This window comes from Cyclobacterium roseum, from assembly GCF_010119225.1.
GTDB classification, from domain to species: domain Bacteria; phylum Bacteroidota; class Bacteroidia; order Cytophagales; family Cyclobacteriaceae; genus Cyclobacterium; species Cyclobacterium roseum.
This window is the reverse complement of the sequence record NZ_WNKF01000001.1, coordinates 621,472-648,370: the sequence shown is the minus strand read 5'-3', so window position 1 is coordinate 648,370 and position 26,899 is coordinate 621,472. Positions and strand designations below refer to the sequence as shown.

Below are 26,899 nucleotides of genomic sequence, written 5' to 3'. Positions count from 1 at the left end.
AAGTAACAAAAAAACCATTCATCCTTTTTTTTAATTCAGATGTTTGACCCTGTTCTTTGAAAAGCTATATTTGAAATAGCTAGTGATGCATGAAATTTCCGAATCTGGTTTTATGAGAATTCGCCAATGAGTTGAGGCATTACCTGTCCTAACCAAGGGCTGATCTATTTTCGATTGCATCCTTGGGTTATATTTGTTTTTCTTTACAGAGCAGTAGGATTTTCTTCAACATATTAGTGTAACGTCCGGGAGGACAATTTAAAACGATCAATTAATAATAGCGTATTATGAGTAATAAAAGGAGGGAGTTTTTGAAACTCTCCGGCCTGGCCGGAATTGGAATGATGGGATCGGGGTTTACCGGTTTATCACAAGAAGAACAGGAAAAAGTACTTGTTCAAAGCAAGAAGCAGCATGCGCAGCGCTTTAACATGTCCGGCTATGCGGCCCCCAAACTGGACGTGGTTCGGGTAGGAGTCATTGGACTGGGGATGCGTGGACCGGGAGCAGTGGACCGATTGAGCAAAATTCAGGGAGTAGAAATAAAAGCCCTGTGTGACTTACGGCCGGAAATGGTAGATAAGGTGATGAAAAGCCTGGAAGGAACCTCCCACAAACCAGCTACCTACAGCGGCAGTACGTATGCCTGGAAAAAAATGGTGGACAGGGATGATCTGGATATGATCTATATCGCGACTCCCTGGGAATGGCATACGCCCATGGCGGTATACGCGATGGAAGCAGGAAAACATGCCTTTTCAGAAGTGCCCATAGCCATCAGTCTGGAAGAATGCTGGCAACTGGTAGAGACCTCGGAACGAACCAAAAAGCATTGCATGCAATTGGAAAACTGCTGTTATGACTTTTTCGAATTGATGACCCTGAACATGGCAAGGGATGGCTTTTTTGGAGACGTTATCCATGGGGAAGGAGCGTACATCCACGATCTTCTGGACCTGAATTTCAAAAAAGACACCGGGTATCAGGATATGTGGCGACTGAAGGAAAATTATCGGGACGGGAACATTTATCCCACACACGGGCTGGGCCCGGTTTGCCAGATCATGAATATCAACAGAGGGGACCAAATGGACTACCTTACCTCCCTGTCGAGTCAGGATTATCATATGAAAGCGCGGGCAGAAGAATTAGCTGAACAAGATGATTTTTATGCCTCTTTCGCTACCAAGCAATTCCGGGGAAACATGAATACCACCCTGGTAAAAACCAAAAAAGGCAGATCCATCATGATTCAACACGATGTGAGTTCTCCGAGGCCTTATTCCAGAATTCATCTGATCAGCGGCACCAAGGGCATGGCAAGAAAATGGCCTGTCCCCGGGATTTCTTCCGGCCATGGCTGGATGGAAGAGGCGGAAGTAAAAGCACTGGAGGAAAAATACACGCCGGAAATCGTCAAAAAAGTGGGCGAAATGGCCAAGAAAATAGGTGGACATGGAGGCATGGACTTTATGATGGACTGGAGATTGATTGATTGCCTGAGAAACGGGCTTCCGTTGGATCAGGATGTGTACGATGCGGCACTCTGGAGTTCGATCACTCCCTTGAGCGAATGGTCAGTCGCCAATAGGTCCAACTCAATCGATATACCGGACTTTACGGCCGGATCCTGGCAAACCAACCAGCCGGTGGAGCTTACCTTGAAGGGAGGGGGGACCACGGGAGTAAACGTTTGATAGTTTTCTAAAAGTGGCAGGAATCTTGGTATTCCTGCCACTTCATTTTTTTAAGTGACATACATTACCAGTCCTTTCAGATAGGATGTCTCCTGATGAAATACGTTCACCGGATGGTCAGGTCCTTGCGATACCTGATGCAATACCTGGGTCTTTCGGCCTGTTTCCAGGGCGGCAGCCGTTACCGTATGGTTAAAGAGTTCCCGGTCAATGACCTGCGAACAAGAAAAGGTAAACAGGATACCCCCGGGTTTTATTTTCTTCAGTGCCAGGGCATTTAATCGTTTATACGCCTGGACGGCATTGTGACGCGAGCGAATATTTTTCGCAAAAGCTGGCGGGTCGAGAATGATCACCTCGTAAGTGTCATCCATGTTCTGCAAAAACTTCAGGACATCAGCCGTAAGGCAGGGATTTAAACTGAAGTCAAAGTGGTTTAATTCCAGGTTTTTTTGACAAAGCGCAATGGCATCCGACGAAATATCTACTGATGTAACCCGGTTAGCACCGGCAGCAAGCGCGTACACCGAAAATCCACCGGAATAACAAAAGGTATTGAGCACTTCTTTGCCCTGGCAATAACGTTGAAGAAGGGACCTGTTTTCCCGTTGGTCAAGAAAGAAACCTGTTTTCTGCCCCTTTTCCAAATTGATTTCAAAGTGGAAGGCATTCTCTTTTATTCGAACGGTTGTATTTTCCCCAAAAATCCAGCCGTCGGCCTCATTGGTTTTTCCATGAAGGGCGGAGGCACTTTTGTTATAGATGCCTTTGAGATCCTTGCCAAGGAGTTGTTGGAGCGCATTCGAAATCGAGGGCAATTCTTTGACAATTCCCAGGTGATGGGCTTGAATTACCAAAACTCCGTCGTAATAGTCGATAATCAGGCCAGGTAGCATGTCTCCTTCTCCATGAACCATTCGATAGGCGTTGGTTCTTTCTCTTTGGCCGGAAAATAGTTTTTTTCTTAACTGGTAGGCGGCGGAAAGTTTTTCCAGCCAAAATGCCTCCGTTATTTCCCGATCACTAAAAGTAATCATTCGCACCATAATGGACCCTGGTGAATAAAAACCAAGTCCCAGCACCTGTTTTTTGGAATCCAGGACTTTCACCAATTCCCCGTCCTGGAGGTCCTTGGGTTTTTGCTGAATGGCGCCGGAAAAAACCCAGTGATGCTTTCGTTTCAGGGAAATTTCTTTCGCTTTTTTAAGGACAATTTCAGGGTAGTTAGTCATTACGTTTAGGTCTGGGAAATAAGAGCGAACCGCCGATCATGGCAGCCACACTGACTACCAATGCCGCCAAATGGTGCGGAAAAGGCATCGCAACAAATTCAAAATAAAACAACAGATAGGCAAGCATTCCACCGAAAATAGATCCTTTGGCACCTGCAGGAGAGGCGTTATTCCAGTATAGGCCGGCAGTTAACGGGACCAACAAGGATACCAAAAGCAACATCAGGCATAAGGCACCTCCAAAAGGGTCTTCCATGACCCCAAGCAAGCCATGTTTAAGGTATTCGGAAGAGGCACCGAAAATGGTTTCGGACCCAAACCAGGTAGCAAATAGGGCGGAGGCACTTAAAAATAGGGGAAGCTGCCTGCCTGCCAGCATGAAGTCACCAGAGGTTTTGACCCTACGGGAAGACCAGGCACCGAGTGCCATGGTTCCCAGTAGGTAACAAACGATTGCAGTGGCCAGCAACTTTTGTCTATTAAAATTTAATGGTACATTTTTTCCCTCAATGCCCTGATTTCAGCATCTTCAAGATACGATTCGTAATCCATTCGCCGATCGATGGTACCTTTAGGGGTAAACTCGATGATCCGGTTCGCTACCGATTGAACAAAAGCATGGTCATAGGATGAAAACAGAAGGGTTCCCGTGAAATCAATCATGGCATTGTTCAGGGCATGAATGGACTCCAGGTCCAGGTGATTGGTAGGCTCATCCAGGACCAGGAAGTTTGGGTTTTGTAACATCATCCGGGATACCATGCACCTCACTTTTTCTCCACCTGATAATACAGAAGCCTTCTTCAGGGACTCCTCGCCTGTAAATAGCATTCTTCCCAGGAACGTTCTTACGTAGGCTTCTTCCTGATTTTCGCTGTATTGGCTCAACCAATCAATCAGCTTTAAATCCGAATCGAAAAAGGCAGAATTATCGTTGGGCATGTAGGCTTTGTTGATGGTGACACCCCATTTGAAACTTCCGGATTGAACGGGAATTTCTTCCATGATCGTTTGGAAAAACTTGGTAACCGCCTGCTTGGTCCGCGAGAGAAAGGCTATTTTGTCGCCTTTGTCGACCATCAGATTGACATCGGTAAAAAAGATTTTTTCCTCGTTTTTTAATTCTAACTGATCGGTCAGCAACAATTGATCTCCGGCTTCTCGTTCCGGTTTGAAGATGATGCCAGGGTATTTTCTGGTGGAGGGTTTGATTTCGTCCACATTCAGTTTCTCCAGCATTTTCTTTCGGGCAGTGGCCTGTTTGGATTTAGACACATTTGCCGAGAAGCGCTCAATAAAGGACTGCAGTTCTTTCCGTTTCTCTTCCGCCTTTTTGTTTTGATCCGTTTTTTGTTTGGCAGCCAGCTGAGAAGATTCATACCAAAACGAGTAGTTTCCCGAGTAAATATTGATTTTGCCAAAGTCAATATCTACGATATGCGTCGCTACCTGGTCCAAAAAGTGCCGATCGTGGGACACCACTATTACCAAATTCTTGAAGTTGATTAAGAAATCTTCCAGCCAGCCAATGGTTTCGGCATCCAAATCATTGGTAGGTTCATCGAGAATCAGAATATCCGGATTGCCAAACAAGGCCTGCGCCAGCAATACCCTCACTTTTAGATCACCGGAAAGGTCTTTCATCAACTTGCCGTGGTATTCCTCACTCACACCCAGACCGGATAATAGGGCAGCAGCGTCGCTTTCGGCATTCCATCCATCCATCTCAGCAAAATCGGCTTCCAATAAAGCGGCCTTGTTTCCATCTTCTTCCGTAAAATCCTCCTTCATGTAGATGGCATCCTTTTCAGTCATGATGTCAAAAAGTTTTTGATGTCCCATGATTACCGTGCGCAAGACCTCCTCGTCCTGAAAGGCAAAGTGATCTTGAGAAAGCACGGCCATCCGTTGGCCGGGAGTGATGTTTACGATCCCCGAAGTGCTGTCGATTTCTCCGGTGAGAATTTTTAGAAAAGTGGATTTTCCAGCTCCGTTAGCACCGATGACACCGTAGCAATTTCCGGGCGTAAATTTCAAGTTTACGTCTTCGAAAAGGGTCCTTTTACCAAACTTTAAGGATAAATTATCAACTGAAATCATTGTATGTACTTTCTGAGAATTTTAACAAAGCGCAAAGTTAGAAAAATAATTGAGCATCACCTATTTTCCTGCTCACCTGGGAGAAAGGGCCGAATTCTTTTTTCCAAGCGCATATAACTCCCCGGTGGTATGGTAGTAGTGGATCAAAACCAGTCCTGCCAACAGGATACATCCTGCCATAAGCAGTATCATGGGCATGGCTGTTCCGTTGTGAAAAATGCTTACCAGACCGGTTATTATCCCCCCAAACGCCATTCGCATAAAGCCCATCATGGCAGAGGCGCTTCCGGCGTTCTTTTCAAAGGGTGCCAGCGAAATAGCAGCCGCATTTGGTACACTCAACCCATGGCCCGTGAGAAAAATAAACATCATTCCTATCAACATCCAGACGTTAAAGACATCGGTACCCACTCCGGTGATGATGACCAAGCCAACAATTAATTGGTAACTCAGGGCGGTAATCACGATCGTTCGGTTACTAAAGTGATTTAACAACACGTGATTTAGCTGGGTGGCTCCGATCATGGCTACCGACAAAAAGGCAAAAAGCCATCCGTATTGGGTAGCTGTCAATCCATAAATGTTGATAAAAACATCCGATGATCCCGCAATGTAAGCAAAGGGAGCCGCCCCTGCGATTCCTCCCACCAGGATATAGGTCAAAAATTGTTTGTTTCGTAACACTTCCAGGTACTTTCTTAACACACTTTTTGGTCTTAACGAAAGCGCTGGGTCTGGCTCAGCCCCGTCCGGCAATTGCCATTTGCAGGCCAGAATTATCCCCATGCAAATGGCAGCCAGCAGAATGAACATCCAGTGCCAGTGGAAATGGGCGGTCAAATATCCTCCCAGAGTAGGAGCAATCATGGGTGATACGGCGATCACCAGGGTAAGCATGGCGAGTGCCTGTGCGATCTTATTTACTGGAAATAGATCTCGAACCAGTGCCTGGGCGGCCACCATGCCCACACAGCCACCGATGGCCTGAACAAACCTCATCGCAATCAGCGAATTGACTGAAGTGGTGAGGGCACAACCAACCGAAGCAATCACATAAATCCACAGACCGGCATACAAGGGCTTTTTTCTGCCAAATTTGTCCAGCAAGGGGCCGTAAAATAGTTGTCCAATGGCAATACCAATTAAATAACTGGTCAGGGAAAGCTGTACATTGGAAATACTGGTATGGAGGTTTTTGGCTATGGCAGGAAACGCAGGCAGGTACATATCTACCGAAAAAGGGCTAATGGTACTCAAAGCGCCCAATACCAAAACTAAAATAAAATAATTTTTTTGTTGTTTCATTGGAAATCACAAAAATAGGCAATTAAATAAATTTACCGGCTTATTGGGGTTGATAAAAAAATAACTGAACTATCAAAACAATAAAAATGTATTTGAAATAAAATAAAACGTTTTTTAACATTGACATTATTGGATTAAATGTTTAATATTGTGAAGTCGAAACAGCATAATACTTTTAAAATTTATAATAAAACAGTTTATCAATTTAATCTTCCGTTCATCATGGAAACAGCGAAAAAAAACCCTATTTTATTTTTTCTATTCATAGCTTTTATTAGCATTTCCCCTCAGAATAATGTTTATTCTCAAAATGCTAGTTTCAATCAGACTTCTCTGAATTTTAATGGTTTTCAAAACATTGATCTAGGCACTTCCCTACAATTCGGGCCCGATGAAAGGCTTTACGTGGCTCAGTTGAAAGGGGAAATTAAAATTTACACCATTGAAAAAGAAGGCCCCAATGAATACCAGGTGGTGGGAGAAGAAATTTTATTGGAAGTAAAAGACATTCCAAATTACGATGACAATGGGCTACTGGCTTACGACAATCGGGGGAACCGTCAAATTACGGGCTTAACAGTCGTTGGCACAGCCCAAAATCCCATTATCTATGTGAGTTCCAGTGATCCTAAATGGGGAGGTCCCAGTGGAGATAAAATGCTGGACACAAACTCGGGAGTCATTACCCGTCTGAGCTGGACCGGTGAAGTCTGGGAGGTAACGGATTTAGTTCGTGGTTTACCCCGGTCGGAAGAAAATCACTCTACCAACGGGCTGGAATTTACTACCATTAATGGCAAACCGTATTTACTGGTAGCAAGCGGAGGATTGACCAATGCGGGAGCTCCATCGAAGAATTTCACCTATATCAGTGAGTTTGCGCTTTCGGCGGCGATTTTAAGTATAGACCTTGATGCCCTGGAAGCACTACCTACCCAAACGGATACGCATTCCGGCCGTGCCTATAAATACGATATCCCTACATTGGATGATCCGAGCCGGGAAAACGTAAATGGGATATACAATCCGAATGATCCTGGTTATGATGGGATTGATGTCAATGACCCTTTCGGTGGAAATGATGGGTTGAATATGGGAATGGTTTCATTAGACGGGCCGGTGCAGATTTATTCACCAGGATTTCGAAATTCCTATGATCTAGTAGTGACAGAGGACCGGAAACTATTTGTGACGGATAACGGTGCCAATATTAACTGGGGCGGGTTACCCATCAACGAAGGAAATGCCTCGCTGGTGTCTAACGATTACGATCCCGGAGAACCTGGAGCAAGTCCCTTGAACCCATCTGCTGATGGAGAGTTTGTAGACAATCAGGATCATTTACTGTTGATCACCACAGATTTGGATGCCTACACACCGGGCACTTTTTATGGAGGACATCCCACGCCCATAAGAGCGAATCCAGGGCAGCCCTACCAACAGGGAGCACCATTCCCCTTCGAGCCGGGTGGTGCTGGATTATACACAAAGCTCATCGGTGATAACAATGATTACAGTAATATCACCCCCGCATTTACTCCCACAGATAAATTCAGAACTCAGATTCTGGAACCTGTAGCTCCGGGTCAAACTGGATTTGATGAGTACGCGGCGAATAGCCTACCTGCTAACTGGCCTCCGGTGCCCCAAAGCCTTGCCAATCCGGCCGAAGCAGATTTTATAGCACCTACCCTGGCCAACTCCAATGGCCCGCAACCCTCCATCGTCACCGTTTTTCCTAACAATTCCAACGGCATTGTCGAGTACAAGGGTACAAATTTTGACGGCGCTCTAAAAGGATCCCTGGTAGTAGGGAAAAATGGGGGTACTCTCCACTTAATTCATTTAAATGAAGATGGATCATTGAAGGATGCTGAATACAGCAAATGGAATCTAAATGGTGGAAATGCCCTTGGTCTTGCTACCAACGGAGATGAGGAGATTTTTCCAGGAACCATTTGGGTGGCGACCTTTGATAATAGAATAATGGTGCTTACCCCGGCCGATGATGTTTTCTGTATTGCAGTGGATGATCCCGCTTTTGATCCCAATGCAGACTATGATCACGACGGCTATACGAATCAAGATGAGTTGGACAATGGAACCGATTATTGCTCCGGAGGTTCGGCACCGGATGATTATGATAAAGACGGCATTTCCAACTTGAATGACCTGGACGATGATGGAGATGGTATTTTGGATGCCAATGACCCCTTTCAGATTGGCTACCCTACCGATTTGCCTCTGGAGAACCAGTTGTTTACCAACCAGTCAGATGCTTCCGGGGAAGAGTTTGGGTTCCTGGGATTAGGGTTGACCGGATTGATGAACAATGGAAATGCTAATCCAAACTGGCTGGAATGGCTTGATAAAGGAAATGATAGTCCTGGTCCTCCCGATATTTACGGCGGGACCGCTGGTGCCATCCAGGTCTCCATGACCGGAGGTACAGCAAATGGAACAGCTAATAATCAGGAAAAAGGGTTTCAACTGGGCGTAAATGTTGGAACCGAAACCGGTAACTATGTCATTTCCTCAGGTCTTATTGGCCTGTCTTCTCCAGGACAACTGTATGACTATGCCGGAGATGGAGAGGTAGGTATTCAGATAGGAGATGGTACGCAAAGTAATTTCATTAAATTGGTTTTTACCAAGGAAGGAATTCGGGCTGTTCAGGAGCTTAACGATGTAGTGTCATCCGAATCGCTCTTCATGGAAATTCCTGTTGATCAGCGCGCCGATGCCAATACCCTTATCGAATTGTCTTTTGTAGTAAATCCAATGGAAGGAACGGTAGTGCCGCGGTATGCCTATAACAACGATCCTGCCATTTCCCTGGGTACCATGGATGCCAGTGGAGCTGTTTTAGAAGCCATACAGAATTTGTCTAAACCTTTGGCAATCGGTATTTACGGATCATCTCATGACAGTGGGGATAGCTTCATAGGCGTATGGAATTATTTCAAAGTCAGTGGTGAAATTCCCTACACCATCCGGAACTTGCGGGATGTGAATCGACTGATAGGCGATCCGGATGTAATGGTCAATCTGGACGAATATTTTGATGATAATGAGGGAGTCAATAATCTAACGTATTCTGTTTCCGGAAATACCAACCCAGTGGTCGGTACTCAGGTTGAAGACAACCTCCTTCGTATAATGATACCGAGTGATGAAGTGACCGCTAACCTCACCATTAGGGCTACTGATTCCAAGGGATTTTATTTGGAACAAACCTTTGCCGTAAACATCGAACAGGATTTTGGGGTATTGTTACGTATCAATGCCGGAGGTAGCCTGATTAATGGGGAAGAAGGCGCGCCTAACTGGCTGGCCAATAGTGTCACTGGCCCGGAACAAACGGATCTTTTCTCTGTCTCCGGAGGTAAAAACGCTGTGAATTTTTTTAGTGCGGAACAAAGGCATGAATCCATTCCTGAATACCTTTCCGACTCCCAATACGAACAGCTTTTTAATAGGGAGAGGTATACTCAAGAGTCGAGTATGGAATATAGCATTCCATTACCAGATGGGGATTACCTGGTTAATCTGTACTTGGGAAATGGTTTTGAAGGCACTTCAACGCTATTAAAAAGATATTTTGATATTCAAATTGAGGGAGAAATGGTAGCATCTTCTTTCGATCTTGTAGAAGCATTCGGTCATCTGATTGGTGGTATGAAACAGTATGAAGTGTCTGTGACCGATGGGGAGCTTAACATTTCCTTCCTGAAGCAAAAGGAAAATCCTTTAGTGAACGGTATTGAAATTTTAGGAAAGCCCATTCAAATTCCGATTGAATATACGGCATTAGAGGATCTGATTAATTTCTCAGGTCACGAGTTGGATGGAAGCATGTTTGTGGTAGCTTCTGGTGGAAACGGAAACCTTAATTACGCTGCAGAAGGCTTGCCCCCGGGTGTGTACCTGGAACCTACCAATGGCACCATTTATGGAAAAATTGAAGAGGGTGCGCTGGCAAACAGCCCTTACCGGGTTACCGTTACGATCGATGACGAGGACGAAATTCACTCCGATGCGGAATCCTTCAATTTCACATGGACTATCAGTCCAGACCTGGTGGACCAGGAATGGCATGTAAAAAATGAAAATACTTCGTATACCGGCAGACATGAAAATAGCTTTGTGCAGGCCGGAGATAAGTTCTACCTGTTGGGGGGAAGAGAAAGTGCGAAAACCATCGATATATACGATTATACCAAGGACGAGTGGCGATCCCTTCCCAATATCAACCCGCACAGCTTTAATCATTTCCAGGCAATTACCTATGAAGGGCTCATCTGGGTAATTGGAGCGTTTCAAACGAATAACTTTCCTAACGAATTACCCGCCACTCATATTTGGATGTTTGATCCGGTAGTTGAGGAGTGGATACAGGGAGCGGAAATTCCGGACGGTAGAAGACGAGGATCTGCCGGCGTGGTGGAACACAGAGGGAAGTTTTACATTATAGGGGGGAATACAGATGGCCATGACGGTGGTTACGTTCCTTATTTTGACTCCTTTGATCCAAAAACCGGTGAGTGGACCGTCTTAGAAGATGCTCCCAGACCCCGCGATCACTTTTTTGCGACGGTTATTGGAAGCCGATTATACCTGGCATCCGGAAGACAATCCGGTGGAGCCGAAGGAACCTTTGCTCCGGTATTACCGGAAGTGGATGTATACGACTTTAATACGCAAACCTGGAGTACCCTTCCGGAGGGACAAAACCTACCTACTCCAAGAGCTGGAGCGATTGTTAATAATTACCTGGATAAATTGATCGTTGCAGGTGGTGAAGTGGATACGAGTTCTGTTGCATTAAATACCACCGAAATGTTCGATCCACTCAGCCAAACCTGGCAAACGTTAAGTACGCTTAATTTTGCCCGGCACGGTACGCAGGGCATAGTATCAGGAAAAGGATTATATGTGCTGGGGGGGTCACCTACAAAAGGTGGCGGAAATCAAAAGAATATGGAGGTTTTTGGTTTCGATCAACCGGCAGGTGATAAACTGGTCAAAAGCGAATTGGTGGTGCCCGATTTGGTTCAATTTAAAAAGGGCCAGCCAAAAGAAATCGAGGTAGCACTTGAAAACGGAAACACCGGCTTGTGGATCAGGTCTGTCAGTCTCACCGGTCCAAATGCAGCAGATTTTCTGGTGTTGGAAGGAGAGGCTACGGAATACGAATTCTGGGAGCCTGGTCACCGATTTACCATGTTGTTGGATTACGAAGGAGATGCCTTCGAAGGAGAAGCAAATCTTGTTATTGACTGGGGAAAAGAAGGCCAAACAATTGTCCCCCTTAGGGGTGATGGAGAATTTGAAGCCGTTTCGCTTTTCTACAATGCAGGAACAGGTGACGATGTTCAGTTTGGAGGGAATACCTACGTTGGAGACTCGAATCTTTCCGACATTCATAATGGTGGATCCGTTTACAATAACGTTAATCTTACAACGGAACCTCTCTATCAAACCGAACGGTTTTCAACACATCTTAATTACCGGGTGCCCGTTCCAAATGGAATCTATACCGTGACGACGCATCATTCTGAAACTTGGTTTGGTAAACCAGGAGGAGGTACAGCAGCAGCCGGTAAAAGGGTATACGATATTGCTCTGGAAGGTACGGTTGTCAAAGATAAGCTGGATTTATTTTTAGAAAGTGATAATGAACCGATTGCGCTGGTTTTTGAAAACATCGAAGTCAACGATGGTTTTCTCGATTTGGATTTGGTTGCTTTCAGTAATAATGCTTCTATTTCCGGTTTTTCCATTGTAAACCAGGGGGAATTAGGTACGGTGCCACTGGCATCTATTTCGGCCTCTGGTTTCTCCGGAAGTGCTCCCCTGCAAGTGAATTTTTCGAACGAAATCAGCAAACCATCTGATTTTACTTTCTTTTGGGATTTCGGAGATGGAAACTTCTCCGCAGAACAAAACCCAACCCATGTTTTTGAAACGCCTGGAGAGTACCAGGTAAGCTTAACGGTGTATAATGATTCAGGTGATCAGGCATCCGATCAAACTACCATATCGGTGCTAGGTGCAAATGCCTTTTCCATGCATGTAAACGGTGGTACCAATAATGCTACCAATTATGATGGTAATGAATTTCTGGGAGAAAGTAATGCTGAGATTAGTTTTTCAACTTCCAGTACCTACAGTAATAATGCCGCTGGAAATCCCACCTTGTTTTTGACCGAAAGGTTTGGAACTGACTTTGAATACAGCATCCCGGTGGCCAATGGCGTATATACCGTAAAAACCTATCACAACGAGTTGTGGTACGGTAAAAATGGACCTGCAAGCAGTGCCGGGAAAAGGGTATACGACATCCTTTTAGAAGGGGAGTTAGTCAGGGATAATTTCGACCTTTTTGTCGAGAATGGAAACCAACCTGTCACATTGACCCACGAAAATGTAACGGTTACCGACGGTGTTATGAATATACGGTTGGTGGCCTCCACCAATAACGCTACGATTTCCGGATTCTCATTAATTGCAGAAGAGGAGGGAACCGTCCCTGTCGCCATTCTGGATGCCAGTAAAGAAACAGGTACAGCACCTTTAACCGTCGCATTTACGGGTAGTAATTCCACTGGCCTGGAGCCTTTGCAGTATGCCTGGGATTTTGGAGACGGGCAGGTTTCCAATGACGCGGACCCGGTGTATACCTATAATAATACAGGAACCTATACGGCTAAACTGACCGTTACCGACAATGAGGGTAAGCAGGATGTGTCCGAAGTGACGATTCAGGTAAACCAAGCTCAAACGCAACCCGCTTTTTCATTGAAGGTGAATGCAGGATCTGATAATACCGTCAATTACTTAGAAAAGGATTTTGTTGGAGAGTCAACATCAGGGGTAACCTATTCCAGCTCTTCCACCTACAGCAATAGCAGTGCCGGTAGTCCAACCTTGTTTTTAACGGAAAGGTTTGGTCAAAATTTCTCCTATTCCATCCCAGTAGAAAATGGATTGTATACTGTAAAAACCTACCATAATGAACTGTGGTATGGTAAAAAAGGACCTGCGGCTACTGCTGGCCAACGGGTCTATTCCATCCTTTTGGAAGGGGAAACGGTGAAAAGTAATTTGGATCTGTTTGTCGAATACAATAATCAACCGACTGAATTGACATTTGAAACGATAGAAGTAAGAGATGGGGTTCTGAACATCGGTTTGGTAGCCCAGAGCAATAATGCGACGATCTCCGGATTTTCTATAGAATCCATCACAGAAGGATCCCTGCCGCCTCAGGCGGCCATACAAGCAAGCGCGATGGAAGGGGTTGCACCGCTTGAAGTGTCATTCAACGGGTCCGGTTCGAGTGGAGAGGGATCGCTGGTTTATTCCTGGGATTTTGGAGATGGAGCCAGCAGTCAGGAGGCAAATCCAGTTCATGAATACACCGTTGCCGGCACCTATCAGGCGCAACTGACGGTTACGGATGAAAATGGAAACAGCAATTCGGACCAGGTCACTATTGATGTTTGGGAGGTAGCGCCCTCCTGGTCCTTAAGTCTGAACGCAGGAACGATCACTTCCATTAACTATGAAAACCGGGAATATATAGGTGATCAAAATTATCCAGAATATTATTCCAGCAACAATACCTTCAAAAACGTTTCGGCTACCCATATAGAGCTTTTCCAAACAGAGCGGTTTAGTCAAAATCTAAGCTACGACATACCGGTTGAAAACGGGACTTACAGAGTACGCACTTATCATAATGAATTATGGTATGGATTGGCAGGTCCTGAGGCTGGTCCAGGTAAACGTGTGTTTGATATCCTAATTGAAGGGCAGATGGTGAAAGATGATTTTGATATTTTCGTTGAAAGTAACAACATGCCTACGGAGCTGGTATTCGAAAATATAGAAGTTTCGGATGGTGTTTTAAATCTGAATTTCACGGCTTCAAAAAATAATGCCAATATCTCGGGTATCGTTATAGAGCGGGTTGACGCCAAAGAGCCTATTCAAGGTAGCTCATCGAGACTGATCGTTCATACCGATTCCGATAAGGAGATGGAGTCGTATTACCCCGAATCGTCCAGCTTGCCTACGGTAAAGCTGTATCCAAATCCAGCAAGTTCTGAGGCATTTGTTAGCATGGAAGGTGGTATTCCGCTGGACTGGATCGGAATTTATACCTTAAGCGGACAGCAAGTAATGTTGTTGAATGTACGGGATACTAATCAACCGGAATATGCACTGCCGGTAGGCCGATTGGAGCAGGGAGTTTATCTGATTCGCTTGATTTCCAGAGGCGGCGAAACGGTACAGGTAAGGTTGATTGTAAACCGGTAGTACGTTTTTGCCAAAATAACTTGGGATTACGGACTTCAAAAACTGACCACCCCCCAGCCCCCTCCTGTTTTCAGGAGGGGGAGTATGGGAACGTTTGGGATTACGGATTTTGAAAACCTTGCCGTTCATCAGCCCGATTAAAGGAGCAAAATTTCAGCATGAAATTGAAGCCCCCCTGTGTGTCCTCCTCCTGTAAAAAAACGGCATTGGTAGATTTTACTTTTATAGAAAGCAAAAAAAAACCTGGTCAAGAGACCAGGTTTTTTTATTCACTTTAACCACTAACAACCACAAATAACATTCACCTGTCTAGGACAGACAAACCCTATTTGTTGTAGTCCGTACGGGAATCGAACCCGTGTTTCATCCGTGAAAGGGATGCGTCCTAACCCCTAGACGAACGGACCCTTTTAAAGAAAAGAACCATTAATAAATTTGTAGTCCGTACGGGAATCGAACCCGTGTTTCATCCGTGAAAGGGATGCGTCCTAACCCCTAGACGAACGGACCATTTTATCAAAGATTTAGCTCTTTCCTAAAAGGTGTTGCAAATATAGGGCCTTTCAATAATAAACCAAAACCCACCAAAAAATTATTCGGTGAAGAACGGTCAATCCTTTGAAAATTAGCGATTAAATTTGAATTACTTTAAAAAAGGTACGATTCAATAAACTTTTTTTCACCAACTACCGTTTCCCTACTAAATCTATAGAATAATTTAAATTTATATAATTATGTCATTACGATTAGGAGATATTGCACCGGATTTTACCGCAGATTCCTCGGTTGGTAAAATCAATTTTCACGAGTACCTGGGCGATAGCTGGGGGATTCTTTTTTCCCATCCTGCTGACTACACGCCGGTTTGTACTACTGAACTTGGTGCAGCAGCCAAGTTAAAAGATGAATTTGACAAAAGGAATGTCAAAATGCTGGCATTAAGTGTAGATGGGGTCGAAAGTCATAAATCCTGGATAAATGACATCAATGAAACCCAGCATACAACCGTCAATTTCCCCATCATTGCCGACGAAGACAAGAAGGTATCCGAACTGTACGACATGATCCACCCAAATTCCAACGAGAATTTTACGGTACGTTCGGTTTTTATTATCGGGAATGATAAGAAAATTAAATTGATCATCACGTATCCTGCCAGCACGGGTAGAAATTTTGACGAATTGCTTCGGGTGATAGACTCGTTACAGCTTACAGCCAATTACAGTGTGGCCACTCCCGCCAACTGGAAGCATGGAGAGGATGTGGTCATTGCTCCGGCCATCAAAAATGAAGACATTCCAGCCAAATTTCCTAAAGGACACAAGGAAATCAAACCCTATCTGAGGACTACTCCTCAACCGAACCTCTAAACAGGCAAAAAAGGATGATCAATATCATCCTTTTTTTGTTTTCCCCCTATACGAAAGGATAATGCCATTTTTTGAAGTCCTTGCGCCATCATCGTATTAATGATATCAAATCAGTTTTAAATTTCTATCTCTGCTACGGGAAAAATTATTACTTTAGAACTTTTATTTTCCAACTGAATTGTTCACTGATACAATAGCACATGATTAGTAGTATTATCAAAGGGTCCGGAAGTTATTTGCCTGCTATTACCGTTCTGAATGAAGATTTTTTGTCTCGGGAGTTTTACGATACCAATGGAGAACGGCTGGTAAAACCGAATCCTGACATAGTAGCCACCCTTCAGAAAATAACGGAAATCAGCGAGAGAAGGTATCTCGAAGATCATCTGATGACTTCCGATATGGGCTACCTCGCAGCGAAAAGGGCGCTTGAAACCTCCTCTATTGATGGTGAATCGCTGGATTACATCATTGTGGCTCATAATTTTGGAGATATTCGAAGCGATAATATCCGTATCGATACCTGCCCGACCATTGCGGCCAGGGTCAAGCACAAGCTTGGTATCGCCAACCCCTACACGGTTGCTTACGATTTACCGTTTGGTTGTCCCGGATGGCTGCAGGGGATGATTCAAGCCAATTATTACCTTCAATCGGGAGATGCCAAACGGGTCATGGTAATTGGTGCCGAAAATCTTTCCCGAATATCCGACCCGCACGATATGGATAGCATGATTTTTTCGGATGGTGCGGGTGCGGTGATCCTTGAGGCTTCTGAAACCCCGCAAAAGACAGGGATTCTATCTCATTTAACCCGTTCAGATACCCTCGATCATGCCCATTTGCTCAGTATGGGGCCCTCTTATAATCGAGATTTTCCGGACAACACCTTGTTCCTAAAAATGAATGGGAGAAAACTGTACGAGTACGCAATCAAAACCGTTCCTCCTACATTAAAGGCATGTATCGATCGCTCAGGAGTTCCGCTGGAAAAGATCAAAAAAGTATTGATTCATCAGGCCAACGCCAAAATGGACCACAACATTCTGGAGCGTTTATTTAAGTTGTACCAACAGACAGAAATACCTGCGGACCTGATGCCAATGAGTATTCAGAAATTTGGAAACAATTCGGTGGCGACGGTGCCCATCTTGTACGATTTGGTGGCCAAAGGTGAAATGGAAAACCATCGGTTTGTTTCCGGAGAATATGCATTATTTGCTTCGGTAGGAGCCGGTATGAATATTAATGCGATGGTATATCGCCACCCCTAATTAAACGTGTAAGCTATGGAAAAAATCGATTCCCATCAGCATTTCTGGCACTACGAACCCATGCGGTACCCCTGGATAGGGGAGGATTTGGAGTCGTTAGCTAACGATTTTCTTCCCGATCAGTTGCATTCCCTTATGCAGGCAAATCAGGTAGTCGGCACCGTTGCAGTCCAGGCTGCAGCTGACGAAGCGGAAAACCAGTTTCTACTAGATCTGGCAGAAAAATCCCCCTTTATCTTAGGCGTGGTTGGTTGGATCGATTTGACTTCTGACCATTTGACAGATCGATTACATGCCTATCAGCCCTTTTCCAAATTGAAAGGCTTTCGGCACCTGCTGCAGGACGAGACCGATCCGAATTTTATCTTAAAACCAGCTTTTCAGCGGGGATTGGCAAAAATCTTTGAAGCTGGGTACAGTTACGACCTGCTGGTATTTCCGCATCAGCTGGACGGGGTCCTCCAAACGGTAAAAAATTTTTCGAAGGGAAGGTTTGTATTGGATCACCTGGCGAAGCCCTCCATTCAGAAGCAAGAACTAAGCAGCTGGAAAGATAAGATCATGGAACTCGGCCGGTATCCCCAGGTATCCTGCAAAGTTTCCGGCATGGTGACGGAAGCGGATTGGCAGAACTGGGAGAAATCCGACTTCTATCCCTATTTGGATGTAGTAATGGAAGCGTTTGGGGAGGACCGAATACTGTTCGGGTCCGACTGGCCGGTTTGTACGCTAGCTGCTTCCTATGGAGAGGTTTGCGGAATTTTGGAATCCTATTTACAGGGGAAACCGGAAAGCCTTCAACATAACGTTTGGTATGAAAATGCCCGGCGGTTTTACAGACTTTAACACAGAATCACATGAGACGCTATTGTTTGGCATTAGACCTGGAGGATAACCCCGAAACCATTGCCCGGTACAAGGCAAGTCATCAAGCGGTACCTCCGGTCATTGAGGAAAGTATTCGGGGCGCAGGTATACAAATCATGGAGATCTATCTGACCGGAAACCGGCTATTTATGATAATGGAGGTAGCGGATGATTTTTCCTTTGAAAAGAAAGCCCGTATGGATGCGGCAAATAAGAATGTAAAGGAATGGGAGGCAAAAATGGGAAGCCTTCAAAAATCCCTCCCCTGGGCCGCTCCGGGTGAGAAATGGGTCCTTATGGAACAGATTTTTTCGCTAGGAGAATCCCAATCCTCGAATGGGAAATAGCATCGAAACCAATTTGGCTTCACAGCAAAGAAAAAAGCCGCCCGGAAAAAAGGGCGGCTTTTTTAATGAATATTACATGTTTTTCACTTCGCTAACCAGCCCATTAAGGACCTTTTTTGCATCACCGAAAAGCATTCTGGTTTTCGGGTCGAAAAAGAGGGCATTCTGGATACCCGCATAGCCGGAACTCATGCTTCGCTTAATAACAATGACATTGGTTGCTCTGTTTACTTCCAGAATAGGCATGCCATAAATGGGACTGGAAGGATCGTCATTGGCTGCCGGGTTCACCACATCATTCGCTCCGATAACCATGACCACGTCCGTATTGGGCAGCTGTTCGTTCATGTCTTCCATTTCGATCAACTTGTCATAAGAAACATCCGATTCAGCGAGCAATACGTTCATATGCCCGGGCATCCGTCCAGCTACAGGGTGAATCCCATAGGTAACTTCTACGCCTTTCTCTTCCAGGATTTTTTCCAAATCATGCACCGCATGTTGCGCCTGAGCGACAGCCAACCCATAGCCAGGCACAACTACTACGCGTTTGGCATAGGCCAGTAGGATGGCACTGTCATAGGTATTGATCTCCTTGGCTACCTGATCTCCGTCTGCCCCAGCTGCGCTTACCCCGGAAGCGGATCCGAAGGAAGTAAAGAGAATGTTACTCACGGAACGATTCATAGCCTTCGCCATCAATAAGGTCAGCAGCAAACCGGCCGATCCAACCAGAATACCTCCCATCAGCATCACTTTGTTGTCGTACAATAAACCAGTAGTAGCGGCGGTCACCCCCGTTAGGGAGTTGAGCAAAGAAATCACCACCGGCATGTCCGCACCCCCAATCGGGTAGACGAATAGCAACCCATAAATTAAAGCCAACAAGACAAGGCCGTACACCAGCAAGGGCTGGGCTTCCCCTGCGTTCAGAACATAAACCGCCAGGGCGATGGAAAATCCAAGGACAATGAACGCGAGTATCTTGTTGACCCGAATGTCTTTGATCACTCCCTGAAGTTTTCCCATAGCAATCATGGAGCCGGAAAAAGACACGGAACCGATGATAAGGCTGGCCATCAACACGGCTCCTTTTCCCGTGTCACTGACAGGTAGGTCGCCGTACTCTACCAGTCCAATCAAAGCTGCGGCGGCGCCTCCCATGCCGTTGAAGAAAGAGACCAATTGGGGCATTGCTGTCATTTGCACGGTTTTGGCGGAATACAAACCACCTACCGTACCCAAAGCGATGGCAATAAGAATTAGCGCAATATTATTCAGACCAGGGGTAAGAAACGAGGCCACGATAGCCAAAATCATTCCTGCCAATGCAATGCTGTTGCCTTTTCTGGCTGACTCGGGATGACTCATCAGCTTTATTCCCAGAATAAAAAGCACCACCGCTACCAGATAGCATATATCGATTAGTTGTAAAATCATAATTATTATTTTTTACCGGGTTTCTTTTTAAACATTTCTAACATGCGATTGGTGACGGCAAAGCCTCCGACCACATTCAGCGTGGCAAGCAACACCGCTAAAAATCCCAGCACCAATCCCAGGTAGTTAGCAGGGTCGGTTTTTCCCAGGACGATAATGGATCCCACGATTACCACTCCGGAGAGGGCATTTGACCCGGACATCAGAGGGGTGTGTAACACCGTAGGAACTTTGGAAATCACCTCTATTCCGACAAATATGGCTAGAATGAATATGTAAAACTCTTGTTGATTAACAGAAATATAGTCTATGATCGCTTCCATTTTATTTTAATAAAGGTTCATAAATAACTTCACCATCGTGTGTGATGCAGGTTCCTTTGATAATCTCGTCTTCAAAGTTGAGGTTTATTTGGTCTTCTTTCAGCAACAACTTCAGTAAATTTTGCACGTTTTTGCTGTACATTTTGCTGGCATCTTCTGGCATGGTGGACGGCAAAGCCGAATTTCCTATGATGGTGACACCACTTAAGGTGACGGTTTTGTTGTTTTCCGTTCCTTCACAATTACCGCCATTGACAGCCGCCAGATCTACCACTACGGCACCAGCTCTCATCTTTTCCAACATGGTTTTCGTGATTAAAACAGGAGCTTTTTTGCCGGGGATCAGTGCAGTGGTAATGACCACATCTGATTTAACAATGGATTTTTCCAGCATTTCGGACTGCTTCTGTTTGTATTCTTCGGATTGCTCCACGGCATATCCACCGGCTCCTTTGTCCTCTACGGCTCCCGGAACCTCTACAAATTTGCCTCCGAGGCTCTCTACCTGCTCTTTTACAGAGGGTCGCGTATCAAAGGCTTCGACCACTGCCCCTAACCTTTTGGCTGTAGCGATGGCCTGAAGACCGGCCACACCAGCTCCGATGACCAGCACTTTGGCAGGAGCGATGGTTCCGGCTGCGGTCATCAGCATGGGGAAAAACCGGGGTAAATTGGCAGCAGCCAACAAAACGGCCTTGTAGCCCGAAACGGTACTCATGGAAGACAATACATCCATGCTTTGCGCCCGGGTAATTCGCGGAATGGAATCCATACTAAAGAGTGTTACTCCCGTTTCTGCCAATGTTTTCATCAGGTCCCTGGCTACTAGCGGCTGGTAGACTCCAATAAGGTACTTTCCTTTGGATAATTTTTTTTGATCTTCCGGTTCAAGCGGGTTGATTTGGAAAATCATTTCAGCGGCATCCAGCACTTCTGCTCTGGATTTTACGTTGGCACCTGCGTCCTTGAAAACCTCATCCGAAAGAAAGGAAGATGCTCCTGCTCCTTTTTCAATCAGGACCTGATTGCCCGATCCCGTGAGTACCTTCACTGCCTCCGGATGCAGGGAAATTCTGGTTTCCGGTGACGGTTCTTTTAAAATTCCTAAAATCATATTGGTGGTTAATTGATTACTTCAAAACAATTCCAATTCCAGCGGTTGCAAGTGGTTGTGGTTAGGCTGGCCATTTAACGTTGGCAGTGCAAAAAAAGCACTTTTTTAGAGATTTTACAGTAAAGTCTTTTAAAAGTTTACTAAAATAAAGTGCAAAACCATTTTTTTATTTAAATTTCAAAACATAATCGAAAATATAGTTAAATAGTTTTCTGATTGTAGTTAGAACATGGGATTGATTACATTGACACAACAAACATAATATAGAGCTATGCGAATGACACGTTTATTTTTGCCAATTCTACTTACAGTTCCTTCGCTGGTATTTTCCCAGAGTAATGCCAGTGAAGAAAGCCTGCCCTTTTTTGATTATTGGCCTGTAATTTTATTGCCCATTTTCGTTATTGTATTGTACCGGCTCTGGAAACGGCGTCGAAACAAATGAGCCGTTAGAAACCGGCCGCCGTGCTGCGAAAAGACCCGTAACCTATAACCCCAAATAATGATCCAACTAGCTCCAATCCTGGTAGCACTCCTTTTGCTCTCTCCTTTCAGTGCTTCCGCTCAAGAGGCTGTTCGTCAGACGATCGCTGACGAGATGGCCTATTCCATAAAGCAGGAAATGATTAATCATTGGTATCCCAAGGCCTATGACACCGAGTTTGGAGGCTATTTGAGTAGTTTTGAATATGATTTTTCGCTCTCTGAAAATCAGCATAAAATGATCGTCTCCCAGGCAAGGCATCTCTGGACCTTATCAAAAATCAGGGATAGGTTTCCTGAAGTGAGGCATTACGAGGCAGGAGCAAAAATGGGCTTTGAATTTCTTCGGGACAAATTTTGGGATGCTGAATACGGAGGGTTCCACACCCTGTTGACACGGGAAGGGGCTTTGCCCGAAGGCAGTGCCGGTGAGAAGACAGCCTATGGCAACGCTTTTGGTATCTATGGGTTGGCAGCCCATTACAAGGGGACTGGAGATCCGGAAGCTTTGAGTCTGGCAAAGAAAGCCTTTTATTGGTTGGAAGACCACAGTTATGATCCGGTGCATGGGGGGTATTTTCAAAACCTTTCCCGAGATGGTGCGCCCCTTGTGCGCTCAGCAGAAACCCCTTCTACCTCCACCATTGGGTATAAAGACCAAAATAGTTCCATTCATTTATTGGAGGCATTTACCGAATTGTATCAGGTTTGGGATGATCCACTGGTGAAAAAACGTACCGAAGCACTTTTAAAGTTGATTAGGGATACCATTGTCCAGGAGCAAGGCTACTTGCAGCTTTTTCTGGAAGCAGATTGGACTCCGGTAAGTTTCCGGGATCAAGGTAGGGAGGCCATCGAAAAGCACCATGCCATCGACCACGTTTCCTATGGCCACGATGTGGAGACAGCCTACCTGATGATGGAGGCTTCTCATGTTTTGGGTTTGGAAAATGATTATAAAACCTGGGAAATCGGAAAGAAAATGGTAGACCATGCCCTGACCTTTGGTTGGGACGAGGCCAGGGGTGGCTTTTTTGATGGGGGATATTATTTCCCCGGACGGGAAACTCCCGAAACGGTTAAGGATACGAAAAACTGGTGGGCGCAGGCTGAAGGACTGAATACCTTACTCATCATGGCGGATTTGTATCCGGATGATCCGCATCATTATTTTGAAAAATTCAGGAAACAATGGGATTACATACAGAAATACCTGATAGATCACGAATATGGAGAATGGTATTCGGGCGGACTGGACAAACAGCCCGATCTGAAATCGGGAAAAAAGGGTCATATCTGGAAAACAGCCTATCATAATTTCCGATCGCTGAATAATTGCGAATTGAAATTACGGGATCCATCGCATTTGAGCCTTACCATTAAAAAGAGCGATAACTAAAAAAAAGATGTGAAAGCTACGTTTATAAAATATTAGTTTTTCACTCTTTAACTTTTTCCTATATTGACGGGCAAATTTTAATCCAAAATTTGGCTTCCCAGGTAATGGAAGAAAAGCAAATTACACACTAATTTAGATGGTATCCATAAACCTAAAACCTGCTATTACTTCGAACGTTTTGCCTTTTGCAATCATCTTCGGGTTAACTTTTTTTTATTCCTGCAATCCACCCCAGGAAGAATTAAGAATCAAACGTATTACCAGTGAATCAGCTACCCAAATGGCGGCTGAACTTGAGAACCTGGTCCAACCCGAATTGGAGGAAGGGCTGGAGATTTCTCTTTGGGCATCGGATTCCTTGGTGTTTGATCCCATTTCCATTGATTTTGATGATGAGGGAGCGTTGTATTACAGCCGCACGAACCGCCAAAAAAGCTCCGAGTTTGATATCCGGGGACACCAGGACTGGGAAATCCGATCCATTGGGCTCCAATCGATTGAAGATAAAAGGACATTTCTCAGAGCGGAACTTTCGGAGCAGAATAGTGATAAGAACGAGTGGCTGAGGGATGTCAATGGCGATGGAATCCGTGATTGGCGGGACATGACCGTAGAAAAAGAGCATATTTACCGGCTAGAGGACACAGACGGAGACGGCTTGGCCGACCAATACCAATTGGTTTTTGAGGGATTAAATGAAGAGGTAACGGATGTAGCTGGTGCGGTCATGAAATACGGAGACGACCTTTTTGTAGGAGCAGGACCGGATATGTGGCGCATGCAGCTAGACGAACGAACGGGTCTGGTCGAAGAAAAAGAATCCATCGCTCACGGTTTTGGAGTGCATATTGGTTTTGGTGGACATGGGATGTCAGGAGCAGAAATAGGTCCTGATGGCAGGGTTTATTGGGGAATAGGAGATATTGGATTTAACGGAGTGGATCAGGATGGAAACCAGCACAAGTATCCCAATCGGGGAGTCATCGCCCGATCCAATCCGGATGGCAGTGATTTTGAAATTTTTGCCATGGGGGTACGGAACACCCACGAGTTTGTTTTTGATGATTATGGCAATCTGATCAGCGTGGACAATGATGGGGACCACCGCGGAGAAAGTGAGCGGCTTGTCTATCTGGTCGACGGCTCGGATACCGGTTGGAGGATAAACTGGCAGTTTGGAAAATACCGGGATCCCAAAAATAACTCCTATAAGGTTTGGATGGACGAAGGGATGTACTTGCCCAGACATGAGGAGCAGGCCGCTTATTTCATTCCACCCATAACCAATTACGTCAACGGCCCTACTGGTATGGTATATAACCCAGGTACCGCTCTGGGAGACAAGTGGAAAAACACGTTCTTCGTAGCGGAATTTGTCGGTAATCCGGCTCGTTCCGGTATTCATGCCTTTAAGCTGGAACCCGAAGGTGCAGGATTTGCCCTGCAAGAGACCCAAAAAATAATGGGAGGGATATTGGCTACTGGTATGGATTTCGGTCCGGATGGTGCTTTGTATTTCTCCGACTGGATTGATGGTTGGGGCACAAAGGATTATGGTAGGGTTTGGAAACTAGACGATGTGTCGGGGAAAAATGATCCGGTAAGAAAAGAAACGGAAAACCTGATGCGGGCTGATTTCAAAGCCAAGGACCTCTCGGAATTAGAATCTTTATTGGGTCATGCAGACAAACGCATCCGGCAAAAGGCACAATTTGAACTGATCACCCGGGGAGATAGCGGGTGGGAGGTATTTGAAAACCAACTGGATCAGGAGGCTAATCAACTGGCACGAGTCCATGCCATATGGGGAATTGCCCAGATGGGTAGGGCAGGAGATAAGGAACGCGCGGGCGAACTCCTGATGAATCATCTTAATGATGGTGATTCGGAAATCAGGGCTCAGGCCGCTCGCTGGATAGGGGATATGCGCTTTGAAGATGCGGGAGATGCCTTGATTCCCTTGCTTAAAGACAGCTATCCGCGGGCTCGTTTCTTTGCCGCCGAAGCCCTGGGAAGGATTCGTCACCATGCCGCCGTACAACCACTCATCAGCATGCTTGAAGTAAATAATGACGAAGATGTTTATTTACGGCATGCCGGAAGTCTGGCTTTGGCTAGAATTGGAGATCAGGAAGCAGTTCAGAACTTGCACAATCACTCCTCCCGAGCAGTTCGGATTGCCGCAGTAGTCGCCCTCAGGAGAATGCAGTCGCCTTCCATTGAGGTGTTTTTAGAAGATGAAGAGGAATACATTGTAGCGGAAGCAGCCCGCGCCATCAACGATGATTTTTCCATTGAGGAAGCCTTGCCTTCCCTTGGGAATGTTTTACAACGAACGGACCTCAGTTCCGAGCCACTCATTCGAAGGGCTATTAATGCCAACCTAAGAGTCGGCTCTGAATCGGCCCTAAGTAATCTCCTGAACTATATTACCAGGGAAGAGGCACCTGAGGAGATGCGAAAGGAGGCCATAGATGCCCTTGCTACCTGGGCATCTCCATCCCTATTGGATCGGGTGGATGGCAGGTATCGGGGAGAAATGAGTAGGGATTTGTCCCATTTGAAGGCTCAGGCATCCGATGTGATACAGGAAATGCTAACTCACCGATACGGCAGCCTTCGTTTGGCGGCCGTTCAGGCAGCTGGCAGATTAGCCTTAACCGAAGCTGCCGATCTTTTGTTTGCAACCCTTCAAAATGACGGTAACGAAGAAGTACGGGAAGCTGCATTGCGGGCATTGGCTGTTTTGGAATGGGATGGAATGGATCGCGCGCTGGAGCGTGCCACTCAGGATCCGGCAAAAATCGTCCGGATAGCGGGGCTGGATTTAATGGGGCAGATGGAATTCGATGGAAAATTGCTGGCGGGTTTATTGAAGGAGGTGATTGATAATCAGGAAATTGAAGAAAAACAAGCGGCCCTGCTCACCTTGGCTGATGTGGAAGAAGCACACGCGATACCTGTAATGGAAGATTTACTTGATAGATGGGAAAATGGAAACCTACATCCGGGACTGGTTTTAGAACTGGAAGAAGGGCTGGAAACACTTGGTAATGAGCGGTTATTGGAAAAATTTGCAACGATTCAGTCTTCATTGAGTACGGACGAATTATTGGCCTCTTACGCAGGCAGCTTGTACGGGGGAGATGAGCGTGCGGGAGGAAGAATCTTTTTTCAACACCAAAATGCGCAATGTATGCGTTGTCATGCATATAACGATTATGGCGGTATGGCAGGTCCCCGTTTGAATGGAATAGCGAAGGTGCTGAATAGGGAAGAACTGTTGGAGGCCTTGATCAACCCGGGTAAGCGAGTGGCTCCCGGATACGGGGTAGTCACACTTAAGTTAGGTGAGGGCGAAACGGTTTCCGGAATTTTGGTCTCTGAGGATGAAGAAGTGGTCAACCTTAAAATCGGAAATGATCCTGAAAAATCGGTACCTAAAAGTGAAATTGAGGAACGGACAGATGCGATGTCCTCCATGCCAGATATGAAAGGATTGCTATCAAAGCGTGAAATTCGCGATTTGGTCAGTTTTTTGGTCACCCTGACCGATGAATGGTAAGTGGGGGTACCCGATCGGATTTAATAAATGAACGGAGTAACAAGAAGGGAATAAAATT

Annotated in this window: 15 protein-coding genes and 2 tRNA genes; 8 read left to right on the top strand and 9 right to left on the bottom strand. The window is 45.5% G+C overall.

Annotated features, from left to right (window positions below):
- Positions 1-287 precede the first annotated feature (287 nt).
- On the top strand, positions 288-1,697 hold the full coding sequence (locus tag GJQ68_RS02610) for a Gfo/Idh/MocA family protein (protein ID WP_162415713.1): 1,410 nt from the start codon (positions 288-290) through the stop codon (positions 1,695-1,697).
- Positions 1,698-1,747: 50 nt separating this feature from the next.
- On the opposite strand, the gene GJQ68_RS02605 is transcribed toward GJQ68_RS02610, so the two are convergent.
- The 4 genes from GJQ68_RS02605 to GJQ68_RS02590 all read right to left on the bottom strand — a co-directional run bounded on the left by GJQ68_RS02605 (position 1,748) and on the right by GJQ68_RS02590 (position 6,334).
- On the bottom strand, positions 1,748-2,929 hold the full coding sequence (locus tag GJQ68_RS02605) for a class I SAM-dependent rRNA methyltransferase (protein ID WP_162415712.1): 1,182 nt from the start codon (positions 2,927-2,929) through the stop codon (positions 1,748-1,750).
- On the bottom strand, positions 2,922-3,398 hold the full coding sequence (locus tag GJQ68_RS23605; protein ID WP_317174409.1) for a hypothetical protein: 477 nt from the start codon (positions 3,396-3,398) through the stop codon (positions 2,922-2,924). The genes GJQ68_RS02605 and GJQ68_RS23605 overlap by 8 nt, the downstream gene beginning before the upstream one ends.
- A 17-nt stretch (positions 3,399-3,415) precedes the next feature.
- The gene (locus GJQ68_RS02595; protein ID WP_162415711.1) at positions 3,416-5,029 is read right to left on the bottom strand and encodes an ABC-F family ATP-binding cassette domain-containing protein; all 1,614 of its coding nucleotides are present in this window, start codon (positions 5,027-5,029) and stop codon (positions 3,416-3,418) included.
- Positions 5,030-5,101: 72 nt separating this feature from the next.
- A complete protein-coding gene (locus tag GJQ68_RS02590) occupies positions 5,102-6,334 on the bottom strand; it encodes a multidrug effflux MFS transporter (protein WP_162415710.1) in 1,233 nt (410 codons plus the stop codon).
- Between the two features lie 222 nt (positions 6,335-6,556).
- Here GJQ68_RS02590 and GJQ68_RS23285 point away from each other — a divergent pair, with 222 nt between their 5' ends.
- On the top strand, positions 6,557-14,659 hold the full coding sequence (locus GJQ68_RS23285) for a malectin domain-containing carbohydrate-binding protein (RefSeq protein ID WP_162415709.1): 8,103 nt from the start codon (positions 6,557-6,559) through the stop codon (positions 14,657-14,659).
- Positions 14,660-14,994: 335 nt separating this feature from the next.
- Here GJQ68_RS23285 and GJQ68_RS02580 read toward each other — a convergent pair.
- A tRNA-Glu gene (locus GJQ68_RS02580) sits at positions 14,995-15,066 on the bottom strand.
- A 31-nt stretch (positions 15,067-15,097) separates the two neighbouring features.
- A tRNA-Glu gene (locus tag GJQ68_RS02575) sits at positions 15,098-15,169 on the bottom strand.
- 224 nt (positions 15,170-15,393) lie between these two features.
- Here GJQ68_RS02575 and GJQ68_RS02570 point away from each other — a divergent pair.
- The 4 genes from GJQ68_RS02570 (at position 15,394) to GJQ68_RS02555 (ending at position 18,517) form a co-directional block, all read left to right on the top strand.
- The gene (locus GJQ68_RS02570) at positions 15,394-16,029 is read left to right on the top strand and encodes a peroxiredoxin (protein ID WP_162339442.1); all 636 of its coding nucleotides are present in this window, start codon (positions 15,394-15,396) and stop codon (positions 16,027-16,029) included.
- Between the two features lie 200 nt (positions 16,030-16,229).
- Entirely contained in the window at positions 16,230-17,303 is a 1,074-nt protein-coding gene (locus GJQ68_RS02565) for a 3-oxoacyl-ACP synthase III family protein (protein ID WP_162415708.1), read from the top strand.
- A gap of 15 nt (positions 17,304-17,318) precedes the next feature.
- The gene (locus GJQ68_RS02560; RefSeq protein ID WP_162415707.1) at positions 17,319-18,149 is read left to right on the top strand and encodes an amidohydrolase family protein; all 831 of its coding nucleotides are present in this window, start codon (positions 17,319-17,321) and stop codon (positions 18,147-18,149) included.
- 11 nt (positions 18,150-18,160) lie between these two features.
- Positions 18,161-18,517, top strand: coding sequence for an L-rhamnose mutarotase (locus GJQ68_RS02555; protein ID WP_162415706.1), 357 nt, complete (start codon positions 18,161-18,163; stop codon positions 18,515-18,517).
- Positions 18,518-18,589: 72 nt separating this feature from the next.
- Here GJQ68_RS02555 and GJQ68_RS02550 read toward each other — a convergent pair whose 3' ends face one another.
- From GJQ68_RS02550 to GJQ68_RS02540, 3 genes are read right to left on the bottom strand one after another with little or no spacing between them, the layout of a single operon-like run.
- Entirely contained in the window at positions 18,590-19,957 is a 1,368-nt protein-coding gene (locus tag GJQ68_RS02550; protein WP_162415705.1) for an NAD(P)(+) transhydrogenase (Re/Si-specific) subunit beta, read from the bottom strand.
- A gap of 5 nt (positions 19,958-19,962) precedes the next feature.
- The gene (locus GJQ68_RS02545) at positions 19,963-20,280 is read right to left on the bottom strand and encodes an NAD(P) transhydrogenase subunit alpha (protein WP_162339447.1); all 318 of its coding nucleotides are present in this window, start codon (positions 20,278-20,280) and stop codon (positions 19,963-19,965) included.
- Between the two features lies 1 nt (position 20,281).
- Positions 20,282-21,394 carry a Re/Si-specific NAD(P)(+) transhydrogenase subunit alpha gene (locus GJQ68_RS02540; RefSeq protein WP_162415704.1) on the bottom strand — a complete coding sequence of 371 codons (1,113 nt, stop codon included), beginning with the start codon at positions 21,392-21,394 and terminating at the stop codon, positions 20,282-20,284.
- A gap of 502 nt (positions 21,395-21,896) precedes the next feature.
- Here GJQ68_RS02540 and GJQ68_RS02535 point away from each other — a divergent pair.
- Both GJQ68_RS02535 and GJQ68_RS02530 read left to right on the top strand, forming a co-directional pair.
- Entirely contained in the window at positions 21,897-23,276 is a 1,380-nt protein-coding gene (locus tag GJQ68_RS02535) for an AGE family epimerase/isomerase (protein WP_162415703.1), read from the top strand.
- Between the two features lie 280 nt (positions 23,277-23,556).
- Positions 23,557-26,841 carry a HEAT repeat domain-containing protein gene (locus tag GJQ68_RS02530; RefSeq protein WP_235941014.1) on the top strand — a complete coding sequence of 1,095 codons (3,285 nt, stop codon included), beginning with the start codon at positions 23,557-23,559 and terminating at the stop codon, positions 26,839-26,841.
- Positions 26,842-26,899 lie beyond the last annotated feature (58 nt).